The organism is Candidatus Symbiopectobacterium sp. (assembly GCF_020054415.1).
Classification (GTDB): domain Bacteria; phylum Pseudomonadota; class Gammaproteobacteria; order Enterobacterales; family Enterobacteriaceae; genus Symbiopectobacterium.
This window is the reverse complement of record NZ_JAHWCO010000120.1, coordinates 1-11,822: the sequence shown is the minus strand read 5'-3', so window position 1 is coordinate 11,822 and position 11,822 is coordinate 1. Positions and strand designations below refer to the sequence as shown.

Genomic DNA, 11,822 nt, shown 5'->3' with positions numbered 1-11,822 from the left:
CAGGTGGGTGAAGCCATGGCCATGGTCAAAGCGCTTAACCGGATCACGCTATTAGGAATGCCGAACAGTATTCGCATCACGTAACAATCGACCAGTATGGGGCGCAGTCGTTACAAGTTCTGATTTATTCAACAAAGCCGGGGAAATATGCTATCGACCACCAGGTCGAGACGCGTGCGTACCCCCTTTTTAAGCGTGGCCGCCTGCTTTTCCACATAATGAAAGGCATTCAGTAGCGGCCTGACCTGCGCCAGCAGCAGCGCGCCGGCAGGGGTTATCTCCGCTTTGCGGCCTTTAGCCTCCAGCAATGCCACACCAAGGCGCTCGTGAAGCAGCGCCAGATTGTAGCTTACCGAAGACTGGCTGCGGTGAGTTGCCTGCGCCGCACGCGCAAAGCACCCCAACTCAATCACCTTATCCAGCAAGAACCATTGTTCTAGCGTTGTCTTGTGCATAATCAATCTACATTTTGGATGAATTAGATGAAAAATCAGCGTTATTAATTCACAGAGTGACGCAATATGATCCTGACATCAAGAACAAAAGGAGCAGGACCATGAGTACATTTGATAAGCACGATCTCAGCTATTTTGTCGGCAAACATCTGGTTTATACCTACGATAATGGCTGGAATTATGAGATTTACGTGAAGAACGATCACACGCTTGATTACCGCATTCACAGCTGCATCGTCGCTAACCGTTGGGTCAAGGATCAGTTTGCCCACATCGTTCGCGTTGCCCACAGCGTTTATAAAATTTCGTGGACAGAACCGACGGGCACCGATGTCAGCCTGATCGTGAATCTGGGCGATCGCCTGTTCCACGGCACCATATTCTTCCCGCGTTGGGTTATCAACGATCCGCAAAAAACCGTGTGCTTCCAAAACGATCATATCCCAACCATGGAGGCCTACCGCGCTGCGGGCCCGGCCTACCCAACGGAAGTGATCGACGAGTTTGTCACCACTACTTTTGTGCGTGATTGCGGCCCCGATAACGAGAGCGTGATCGCTTGCCCAGCCAGCGAACTGCCCGCCAATTTTCCTGAAAACCTCAAATAACCCTACACCACAATCGCTTAAGGAAGGTTATGAAAATAAAACAGATTGCCTTGATTGGTGCGATAGTGACAGGCATCGCCTCCACGTCCGTCTATGCAGCACCACAGCAACTCCCAGGAAACACCCTAGGAGCCGAAGTGATTCAGGTTCCGGTTACCCGTGGGCAAGTCGACACGCTCAGCAACGTTGTCTACTCGCAAATCAGGGGCACACGCTCGGTACGCCAACTGAAAATGTCTTTGTTGGTGCCTCGCACGCATGTCTTAAAAGCGGCCATTGTCTACTTCCCAGGCGGCGGCCTGATTTTAGCCGAATATGAGAAATACACTGAGATGCGTCTGGCGCTGGCACAAGCCGGTTTTGTCGTTGCGGCAACAGAATATCGCGTAGTACCGGACACCTTTCCCGCGCCGGTGGTCGATGGTAAATCTGCAGTGCGCTATCTGCGCGCGCATGCCGCAGAATACGGCACTGATCCGCAGCGCATCGGCGTTTTAGGGGATTCTGCTGGCGGGTATGTGGCACAAATGCTAGGTACTACAAATGGTGAGAAAGCCTTCGATAAAGGAGAATATCTCGATCAAAACTCAGATGTGCAAGCAGTTGTAACCCTTATGGTTTCTCGAATTTGCTCAACATCGGCGCTTGCTTCCCAGAGAATATTCAGGATGTACACCGCTCACCTGCGTCAACCGAAGCACTGTTAGTTAACGGTGTAGCCTTCCGCGATTTCCCCGGTGCTGCTATCGGCAAGGATGAGAAAAGAGCCCTTAACGCTAGCCCCATGGGGCACATTCGCGGCAAAAAACCGCCGTTCCTGATCATGCACGGCAGCGCGGATACGCTGGTTTCCCCGGTACAAAGTGCTCAGTTGTTTAGGGCATTAAAAGAGGGCGGAAATCCAGCAGAGTATGTGTTGCTGGAAGGGGCGAATCACGGCGATTTGCCGTGGTATCAAGAGCCGCTGATTCATCGTGTGGTGGAGTGGTTCAAACAGACGCTGAAGGTTTCTGCTGCCACACCTGCCGTAGCAACGCCAAGTAACCCAAACGCCAATCTGTAATACAAAACAAAGGGGGAGCAGCCTCCCTTAGACGGCTGGCAAAGTCACTTTCCCCATCTTCATCCTCGGCGAAAGCCGGGGATCTCTGTGAGAAGAAACGTGTTTCGTCTGCGCGGGAATGACAGTGGTGGGCGGGAATGACGGTGAGCATTGGGCTGTTTATCAGCAACCGCAGGGGTCTACGCCCCCTTATAGTGCCATTTTACTGCACCACCAACTGTCCGGTGGAACCACGATCCGCCATCTCCAGCGTGTGGCTGTAGTAGAGGAACGGGAATGATGCCGATGACGATTTGGTGAAATAAACCAACAGTTCAGCATCGCCGTCCACCCACACCGTGTCTTTCCAGCCACTTTGATCGGCAGCAGGAGCAGCCCCGCTGATGCTGAGCACCAAAAACATCGCGCCCTGAATGTGGAACGGCTGTGGTGAATCGGCGTGAACGATCCAGCGTTCACAGCGTCCTTCCTGCGTTTGAACATCCGTGCGCGTCATATCCCACATCGCACCGTTAATCCCCGGCAGGCTATCACCCAGACGGAACTCCCGCGTCCGACTGATATTGGCAGGCAGCACAATATCCGTCAGCAAACGGGCGGGAAGATTGTTCGTCACCAGTGGCAGAAAACCGGTGGGTTTTAACGTCAGTATCTGCGTTGACACCAGGATGCTGGAGGGCTCAAACAAGCCACGCAGTCGTTCCATCAACGTTGCCGCATCGCCTGCCGTCAAGGTCACTTCACCGCCCTGGGACATATCAATCAGAATTTCACGACGTTCACCCGGCGCAAGGGAAACCTGATTCAGCGCCAACGGCAGCGGTAAAAAACCCAAATCGCTGGCGATAAGGTACATCGGACGGCCGTCGCTCAGTCGCATCACGTAACGGCGCGCATTCGACGCATTCAGAAAACGCAGACGCACCCAACCGCGTGAGACTTCGACAAACGGTTCTTGCACACCGTTTACCAGCAACGTATCACCAACGAAGCCTCCGCTACTGGGCGGGTTGTAGACCGGAACGCCAAAGTTATCTAGGCGTTTATCCTGAATAATCAGAGGAAAATCATCCACGCCATAGTGATTCGGAATAGGCAGGCTCCTGCTGGTGCTGTCTTCTACCAGCCAAAGTCCGGCCAGTCCCTGATAAACCTGCGGTGCCATACTATTCGGCGTATTGGCGTGATACCAGCAGGTAGCCGCTGCCTGCCGAATCGGCAGCACGGGAGCCCAGTCGGTCCCCGGGGAGATCATTCGCCCAGCGCCGCCCATCAACGGGCCTGGCACCTGCAAGCCGCTGACGGTCATGGAGACCTGCTCATTCAGGCGGTTGCCGTAGATCAGTTTGACATCATCGCCGCTGAACACTTTTACCGTCGGGCCGAGGTAGCGTCCGTTAACGCCCCACACTGAGGTTTTACGGTCACTGGAAAACGCCCAGTGCGCGCGTTGCATGGTCAAAAAAAGCGGCTGCCCACGGCGAGACTCCAACAGCGGCGGGATAGGTAGCGCATTTTGCTTACCCTTTGCCTGCGCCGTCGCAGATAGTCCGCTTGCACACACAATAAGCCCCGATGCCTGAATAAACTTACGGCGGCTAAGTGACATAAAAACTCCGTAATCTTGCTAACCAACCGTGTACGCCCGCCAACGCAGAGGGCGTAAAAAACATTAACGCTTCGCCGCTTTCTCCCGCTCAGCCACTTCAGCATTCAGTTCAACCAAACGCGCTGCCATCACATCATGACAATGCGCGGCCAGCTCTCTCACCTGCTCTTTACCGTATGCAGAGGCATCAATCGGTGGCAGCATTTCAACGATAACATGACCGTTATTCCACCGGTTCAGTTTGACTTTATTATGCGTATCGGTCACACAAATCGGCACAATCGGTACGCCTGCACTAATCGCGGCATGGAACGCTCCGGTCTTGAACGGCATTAGCCCACGACCACGGCTGCGCGTACCTTCTGGAAACATCCAGACAGAAATATTGCGCTCTTTGATGTGTTGAACGACTTGCGCAATAGTGCCGTGCGCCTTGGCGCGGTTTTCTCTGTCAATCAGTAAGTTACCTGCCAGCCAGTAGAGCGGACCAAAGAACGGGATCCACACCAGGCTTTTTTTACCGACCGTAACCGTGCCAAGCTGCACCGCATTTGCCGCCGTCACCATATCGTAGTTGTTCTGATGGTTGGCAATGTAAATGCAGTTGCCATAGTTTCCCGCATCCGCAGGCACTCTAACTTCTACTTTTAGACCAAACAGGGTAGAGAGCCGCCCAAACGCATGACCAAAGGTCGCCACGTGGCGCGGATTCTTCGGGCTAAACAGGCAGTAAATTGTACCGAACATGCAAATCAGAATGGAAAAAATCACCACTACCACAAAACGGATAATGAATAACATAACGACCTCATAAGCCAACCGCCGCCGCTAGTATAGCGACTTCGGCATAAAACACACGGGTAATCCTTTGCCGTGGTACCCGTGCCATCGGCCAGGTAACAAAGGGGGAGATGCCTGATACCGCCATCGGGTGATATCAGGCAACGCATTACTCCTCGCTGTCATCCTTTGGCGCTGGAGGCGCATCAACCTCAATGCGGTCAATGTGTTGCAGCCCACGCAGCAAGGTGCCTTTACGGCTCCGCTCACCGTGATGTTCGCTTGCACGCACCACAATTTTGCGCTTACCGGAATACAGTTTCACCGTCGCTTGCGGCCACACCACCAACAGGAGAGCCAAGCGATCCTTGCCTTCCGAGAAATCCGCCGAGGAGATGGAGATGATCTTGTTGCCTTTGCCTTTCGACAACTGGGGCAGATCGGACACCGGGAACACCAACACGCGACCCGCAGCAGTGACCGCCATCAGCAGGTCATCTTCACGCTCTATCACGATCGGTACCAGCGCTTTGGCGTTGTCCGGCAGCGTAATCATCGCCTTACCGGCACGGTTGCGCGCCACCAGATCGTTGAACGTACAAACAAACCCGTAGCCAGCATCGGACGCCATCAACAGGCGTTGTTCATCCGCGGCCATCAGCACATGCTCAATACTGGCACCCGGAGGCGGCGTCAGTTTGCCCGTCAGCGGTTCACCCTGACTGCGCGCCGACGGCAACGTGATCGGATCGAGCGCATAGCTACGTCCCGTGGAGTCGATAAACACCACCGGCTGGTTACTCTTGCCGCGCGCGGCGGCGCGGAAGCTATCGCCCGCTTTAAAGCTCAACCCGGAAGGATCGATATCATGCCCTTTCGCGCTACGCACCCAGCCCATTTCTGACAATACGATTGTGACCGGTTCAGACGGTACGAAATCGTGCTCACTCATGGCCTTGGCTTCCGCACGCTCATGCAGCGGCGAACGGCGATCGTCGCCATACAATTCAGCATCCGACTGAATCTCTTTTTTCAGCAGATTGTTAAGCTTACGTTCTGATGCCAGCAGCGCCTGAAGCTGATCGCGCTCTTTTTCCAAATCGTGTTGCTCGCCACGGATTTTCATCTCTTCCAGGCGCGCCAAATTCCGCAATTTTAATTCCAGAATGGCTTCAGCCTGGGTATCACTCAGGCCATAGCGGCGCGTCAGTTCCGCTTTGGGCTCATCCTCGGTGCGGATGATATGGATAACGTCATCAATGTTCAGGAACGCAATCAACAAACCTTCCAGAATGTGCAAACGCTTGAGCACTTTTTCCAGACGGTAGTTCAGGCGGCGGCGCACCGTATCACGGCGGAACACCAGCCATTCGCTCAGGATCTCCACCAGCCCTTTCACAGCGGGACGGTTATCCAGACCGATCATGTTCATGTTGATGCGGTAGCTTTTTTCCAGATCGGTGGTGGCAAACAGGTGATTCATTACCTGATCGAGGTCGATCCGGTTAGATCGCTGCACCAGCACCAGACGCGTCGGATTTTCATGATCCGATTCATCGCGTAAATCATCGATCATCGGCAGCTTTTTCGCCCGCATTTGGCTGGCGATCTGCTCTAACACTTTCGCACCCGAGACCTGATGCGGCAACGCGGTGATCACCACTTCGCCGTCTTCTTTCTTCCACAGAGCACGCATCCGCACGGAACCACGCCCCTGCTCATAGACACGCCGCAGCTCATCACGCGGCGTGATGATTTCAGCTTCCGTGGGGAAATCCGGCCCCTGGACGAACAGCAACAGATCGTCGAGCGATGATTCCGGTTTTTCCAACAGCGCAACGGCGGCAGCCGCCACTTCACGCACGTTATGCGGTGGGATATCCGTCGCCATCCCGACCGCAATGCCAGTGGTGCCGTTAAGTAAAATGTTGGGCAAACGCGCAGGCAAAATTTTCGGCTCCTGCAAGGTGCCGTCAAAGTTGGGCTGGTACTCGACGGTGCCTTCCCCCAACTCGCCCAGCAGCACTTCGGCGTATTTGGAAAGGCGCGATTCGGTATAACGCATCGCAGCAAAGGATTTCGGATCGTCCGGAGCCCCCCAGTTCCCTTGGCCGTCCACCAGCGGATAGCGGTAAGAGAAAGGCTGCGCCATCAGCACCATTGCTTCATAGCAGGCGCTGTCACCGTGCGGATGGTATTTCCCGAGCACGTCCCCCACGGTACGGGCGGATTTTTTAAACTTGGCGCTGGCGCTCAATCCCAGTTCCGACATCGCATACACGATGCGGCGTTGCACCGGCTTAAGGCCGTCACCAATAAAAGGCAGCGCCCTGTCCATGATGACGTACATGGAGTAGTTCAGGTACGCATTTTCTGTAAACGTATGCAGCGCAAGACGTTCTGCGCAGTCATGAGTTATCTCACTCATCGATAATCCTTACGCGGTGACTCAATGATCATGCTAAAACAGGTCATCTAAAAAGGGTTAATTCCCGCAACGCGCGCGGTATGTATGCGCAGATAGTACAGCATCTTGCCAGCCACTGTCACAAACCTCAGGTGTCTTCCTCCCTTAACACTTTATCAATCGTCGTTGAGTTCCTGCATTAAAAAATATTAATGCCGCAATCGTGGTGATAATGATTATATTTGCTATCTACTAATGATTATCATTTAGCTATGTGCGGCATCCTACCGCACCGATGACAATATCGGCACCACCATTTTTACTAACCCAAACCATCGCGAACCCAAGAGCTCTATCATGTTAAATCATAAGAATTTGAATGACATTTTGCTGACCGGCGTCCTGTCCGGCTTGGCATTTGATGCCAATGCGGCGCAAAGCGCGCAGGGCAAATCGGATACTGCACAGAAAGAGTCCCAGGACACCATGACGGTACTTTCTCCCCGCGTAAAGCGAGAAGCGGGCACGAAAACCACCCTGACAACAGCCAACGACCTCTTGAAAGAAGGTGGTAATACCTTCGGCAATATCATGCGCTATCAGCCGCTAGTGAGCGCACCGGGCGTCAGCGCCGGGGCTACCGCAGGCAAAAGCAGCTACGATCGCGGTGGCTACAGCGGCTACAACATTCGCGGGCTGGAAAACAACCGCGTTTCTATCGATATCGATGGCGTTGAACTTCCCGCAGGAACCGATCGCGGTACTTCCACGCCGAGCGGTCGCGTGCAGGCAGGCAGCACCGGCATCGGCCGCGGTGATTACCTCGATCCCTACCTGTACGGCTCGGTTGATATCGCCTCCGGCGCTACCGACGTGTCTAACAGCAATAATGCCTTGGGCGGCTCGGTTTCATTTATGCCCAAATCGCCGGATAACTTCCTCAGCAGCGATAAACACAGCTATTTTGGCTATCAGGCCGGGTATGACTCCGCCCATCGCAGTTTCCACAACGGGATTACCGCCGCTGGCGGTGACGACACCCTGCGCGGCGTGGTGGTCTACAGCCGCCGCGACGGTAATGAAACCGAAAACCACCGTGATGCTACCATCGACAGCAATCCGGCCAACTGGCACTCCAACGCCGTGCTGGCCTCTGGAATCTGGCAGGCAACCGACCTGCACCAGCTAACCGGCACGGTGGAGTATTACGAGAAGTTTAACCACAGCAACTTTCCCACCTGGAATGTCGAAGGCTCTGGCAGTTCTTATCGTGATGGCAGCACCTCATTTCAGGACAGCAAAACGCGCCGTTGGGGCGTGAGCGTTGCCGATCTGTATGCGCCAACTGACGGGTTGCTGTTCGACAGCCTGAACAGCAAACTGTTCTTTAGCAAAACCGAAGCCCACGACTACACCGTCAGCAATGCTGCGTCACCGACTCAGGTGTGGAGCGGCTACGATACCAACACCCTTGGGCTGGAAAGCAAAGCGACCAAAGAGTGGCGTAATCATCGAGTTAGCTATGGTGTAAACATTCGCCAGTCTGAATCCGAAAGACCGCTGACAGCACAAAACATTGTGGCAGGCGGGATACCTATTCAATTGGGCCGCCCTCAAGCAGACAGCAAAATCATTAATGCTGGTGCTTTTGTGCAGGATAAGATGACCTGGGATGTGGCTGGGCGCGATTTCTCAGTGATCCCTGCGGTGCGTTTCGCTTGGCAACACGCCAAGCCAGAAAATACCGATAACCTGTTTACCAATACTAATGGCAGAGTAACGGCAAATAACACTGCCAATATGTACGGCACCAACGCGGACAGCCAGATCTTGCCTGCGCTGACCTTCCAGTACAATCTGAAACCGGATCTGCTGGCCTATGTTCAGTATAAGCGCGGCGCTCAGTTTCCGAAGGCAGGGCAACTGTATGGTGCCTGGTCCTTGGGTTATAAGGGCATCTCAAGCTTTTATGCCACGATCGGCGATCCTAAGCTGAAAACCGAAACCAGCGATAATTATGAGCTGGGGCTGAAAGGCCGTATTGTAGAGGGGGTAACGCTTAGCGCAGCCGCGTTCTATGACGATTACAAAAACTTTATCGCCAATGGCTACTATCTCCGTGCAGGAAATCCCGACCTGTTTGTCAATCTGCCAAACACCATCAGTACCCTCTATCTCACCGAAAACCGCGATAAAGCCTATATCTACGGTGGCGAGCTGAGTGCACGTTTCGAACTGGGCACCTGGTTTGAACAGGCCAAAGGGTTCAGCGCCCGTCTAGCTTACGGCTATACCCAAGGTGCCTCGAAATCCAGCGCCTCCGGTGACCGCTACGTCAATCTCGATACCGTCACGCCACAAAAAGCCGTGGTTGGGCTGGCCTATGACGATCCGAGCAACACCTATGGCGCTGCGTTGATCACCACCTTTACCAAAGGAAAAACCGCTGATTACGCCGCAGGCCGTAAACGCGTGCGCAACGGTAATGTGCTTGGCTCCGACAATTACACCTTTATGCGCGTGCCGGGCTATGGTTTGGTGGATTTGACCGCGTACTACCGTATTACCAAAAACGTGCGCGTCAACGGCGGTATTTACAACCTGACTGACCGTAAATATTGGAATTACCAAAACAGCCGCAACATTGAGGCACCGACCAATGCCGACCCCAATAACGCACACTATTACAATCAGCAATTGTCGATTGCACCGGGACGCACCTTCCAACTGGGCATGAGTGTGGATTTCTAATCGTTACGTTTATTGCGTGAAATGAGATAAACATCGAACACGCCTCTTCAGGGCAGGAAAGCTGATACATTGGTTTACCTGCCTTTTTTACTTATTGGTTGCCCGACCCTCGATGCATAAAACCCCTGTTTTATTGACTACCAGTCAAGAGTGTTGTGTCATTACCCCCCGTTTTTCATCCTGAGCCTGCGCACTACACTGCCTTACTTTCATTAAGCAATCAGGATCATCGTCACCATGCAAAACATTCTGCTGATCAACGCCAGCAAATCCTTTGGTCACTCCAAGGGCCAATTGAACAACACGCTCGCGGATTTTTCCGCCACCTTGCTCAGCGAACAGGGCCATAACGTACAGGTGACCAACGTAGATCAGGGCTACAACTTGGACGAAGAGGTACAGCTCTTTTTGTGGGCAGACACCGTCATTTATCAAATGACGGGATGGTGGATGGACGTGCCGTGGATCCTGAAGAAATACGTCGATGAAGTGTTTACTCACGGTAACGGCTCGCTCTATGCCAGCGATGGCCGCACCCGCTCAGACGCCAGAAAAAAATACGGCTCCTGCGGTCTGCTGCAAGGGCGGAATTATATGCTGCCCCTGACCTGGAACGCGCCGTTGGAAGCCTTTACCGATCCCGACCAGTTCTTTCACGGTGTCGGTGTTGATGGCGTTTACCTGCCGTTCCACAAAGCCAACCAGTTTATCGGCCTGTAACCGCTGCCGGCCTTTATCTGCAATGATGTGATCAAGCAACCAGAGGTGGATCGCTATCTTGCTGAATACCGCGAACATTTGACCCGAGTATTCGCCTGAACGCTACCTAAAGCAGCTGGTGCGCCATCTTCTCGCTGAGAAAATCGAGAAAACAGCTGATACGCGCCGTCAGCTTGGTGTTGCGGTAGTAAACCGCGTTCACCAGCATGCGCGTTTCAATCGTCTGTTGCGCCAACACCGGCACTAATCGTCCGCTTTTCTGATCGTCCTGTGTCATAAAATCAGACAAACGGACGATACCCTCCCCGCGCAGCGCCAGTTGGCGCAGCGTTTCACCGCTCGAGGCCACCAGCGCGGGTTTGATGCGGTACAACTCACCGTTGGCTTTACGTACCGGCCAGACATTGAGCGCATCCACATGGGTGAAACCGAATAATACGTGATTATTCAGCGCTTCTACGCTCTGCGGAACGCCGTGGCGTTGCAAATAATCGGGACTGGCCAAGATCCGCGTGCGCGTGCTGCCCAGCAAACGGACATGGATACTGGAATCCCGCAGGGTGCCAATGCGGATAGCAATGTCAGTATGCTGCTCCAATAAATCAATAAAGACGTCATCTGTGTTCAGTTGTAGCTGAATATGATGGTAAATGCAGCGAAATTCAGGGATAAGGGGCACAATCGCATGTTGCATAAACGGGAAAGCAGCATTAACACGCAACGTGCCGCAAGGCTGCTCACGCCCGATAGACATCGACTCTTCCGCCAGTTCAACTGAAGCGATCACTTCACGCGCCTGCGCCAAAAACAGCTCGCCTTCCTGTGATAATGCCAGACGGCGTGTGGTGCGGTGCAACAGTGTGGTGTCCAGCTTGGTTTCCAGCCGACGCAGCGCGCGGCTGATACCGGAGGCGGTCTGCCCCAGCTGCTCTGCCGCTGCCGTAATCGACCCGCTGTCGATGACCACTACAAACGCTTGCAACTCTTCCAGCGTGACTTTCATCGCTTCTCGCTGCCGTTTCTCTGCCTCAGATAACGTCATCATAACCGGTTGTTTTAATAAATAAAAAAAACCTGATTGGCACGTCACCAGCCAAAAAGTTGATCAAAATCACAAAACATTAACACAAAAAATTTTCGTTTTGCGCAAATGCTACACCATTTGCAAGACGCACTCTTTTACCAAGGGAAAACCGACGCAATGAGCAGCAACACCACACTGAACGCGCAGTTGCATATTCGCATCGTGATCGATCAGTGATTCGCATGACAATCGATCACGATTTCGTATGAAAGGTCGATCACTGATTCGCGTCGTATCGATCACTCCGGGACTTAACTCTTTTAACCTCCTCTCCATTCGCAGTTTCTACTGAAATGGAGATAACGATGGCCAGAAAGAGAAAAAGCAGGAGTCCCATGGAGACCT

General features: G+C 53.4%; 6 protein-coding genes and 4 pseudogenes. 5 read left to right on the top strand and 5 right to left on the bottom strand.

Features of this window, described 5'->3' with window-relative positions; translation table 11 throughout:
• A pseudogene (locus QZ506_RS03695) lies at nucleotides 1–84 on the top strand (lipoprotein); the annotation flags it as partial.
• A gap of 53 nt (nucleotides 85–137) precedes the next feature.
• On the opposite strand, the pseudogene QZ506_RS03690 reads toward QZ506_RS03695, so the two are convergent.
• A pseudogene (locus QZ506_RS03690) lies at nucleotides 138–455 on the bottom strand (LysR family transcriptional regulator); the annotation flags it as partial.
• A gap of 101 nt (nucleotides 456–556) precedes the next feature.
• On the opposite strand from QZ506_RS03690, the gene QZ506_RS03685 reads away from it, so the two are divergent.
• Together QZ506_RS03685 and QZ506_RS03680 are read left to right on the top strand one after the other, a co-directional pair.
• Nucleotides 557–1,063: a phenolic acid decarboxylase gene (locus QZ506_RS03685; RefSeq protein ID WP_291969166.1), complete on the top strand. Its 507-nt coding sequence runs from the start codon at nucleotides 557–559 to the stop codon at nucleotides 1,061–1,063.
• 29 nt (nucleotides 1,064–1,092) lie between these two features.
• A pseudogene (locus QZ506_RS03680) lies at nucleotides 1,093–2,126 on the top strand (alpha/beta hydrolase fold domain-containing protein).
• A 202-nt stretch (nucleotides 2,127–2,328) separates the two neighbouring features.
• Here the strand turns inward: QZ506_RS03680 and ftsP are convergent.
• The 3 genes from ftsP to parC form a co-directional block, all read right to left on the bottom strand.
• On the bottom strand, nucleotides 2,329–3,735 hold the full coding sequence (gene ftsP, locus QZ506_RS03675; RefSeq protein WP_291969165.1) for a cell division protein FtsP: 1,407 nt from the start codon (nucleotides 3,733–3,735) through the stop codon (nucleotides 2,329–2,331).
• Between the two features lie 63 nt (nucleotides 3,736–3,798).
• The gene (locus QZ506_RS03670; protein WP_291969163.1) at nucleotides 3,799–4,536 is read right to left on the bottom strand and encodes a 1-acylglycerol-3-phosphate O-acyltransferase; all 738 of its coding nucleotides are present in this window, start codon (nucleotides 4,534–4,536) and stop codon (nucleotides 3,799–3,801) included.
• A gap of 148 nt (nucleotides 4,537–4,684) precedes the next feature.
• Nucleotides 4,685–6,943, bottom strand: a complete 2,259-nt coding sequence (gene parC / locus QZ506_RS03665; RefSeq protein ID WP_291969160.1) for a DNA topoisomerase IV subunit A — start codon at nucleotides 6,941–6,943, stop codon at nucleotides 4,685–4,687.
• A gap of 336 nt (nucleotides 6,944–7,279) precedes the next feature.
• Between parC and QZ506_RS03660 the strand changes: the two genes are divergently transcribed.
• Both QZ506_RS03660 and QZ506_RS03655 read left to right on the top strand, forming a co-directional pair.
• Nucleotides 7,280–9,673 (top strand): TonB-dependent receptor, encoded by a 2,394-nt coding sequence (locus tag QZ506_RS03660; protein ID WP_291969158.1) that lies wholly within the window; start codon nucleotides 7,280–7,282, stop codon nucleotides 9,671–9,673.
• A 237-nt stretch (nucleotides 9,674–9,910) separates the two neighbouring features.
• Nucleotides 9,911–10,492 (top strand): annotated as a pseudogene (locus tag QZ506_RS03655) (NAD(P)H-dependent oxidoreductase).
• Nucleotides 10,493–10,499: 7 nt separating this feature from the next.
• Here QZ506_RS03655 and QZ506_RS03650 read toward each other — a convergent pair.
• Nucleotides 10,500–11,396 (bottom strand): LysR family transcriptional regulator, encoded by an 897-nt coding sequence (locus tag QZ506_RS03650; protein ID WP_291969168.1) that lies wholly within the window; start codon nucleotides 11,394–11,396, stop codon nucleotides 10,500–10,502.
• Nucleotides 11,397–11,822 lie beyond the last annotated feature (426 nt).

Coding starts and splice junctions, on each gene's coding strand:
- QZ506_RS03650 (WP_291969168.1), bottom strand. CDS start 11,396: ATGAAAGTCACGCTGGAAGAGTTGCAAGCGTTTGTAGTGGTCATCGAC.
- QZ506_RS03660 (WP_291969158.1), top strand. CDS start 7,280: ATGTTAAATCATAAGAATTTGAATGACATTTTGCTGACCGGCGTCCTG.
- ftsP (WP_291969165.1), bottom strand. CDS start 3,735: ATGTCACTTAGCCGCCGTAAGTTTATTCAGGCATCGGGGCTTATTGTG.
- QZ506_RS03670 (WP_291969163.1), bottom strand. CDS start 4,536: ATGTTATTCATTATCCGTTTTGTGGTAGTGGTGATTTTTTCCATTCTG.
- QZ506_RS03685 (WP_291969166.1), top strand. CDS start 557: ATGAGTACATTTGATAAGCACGATCTCAGCTATTTTGTCGGCAAACAT.
- parC (WP_291969160.1), bottom strand. CDS start 6,943: ATGAGTGAGATAACTCATGACTGCGCAGAACGTCTTGCGCTGCATACG.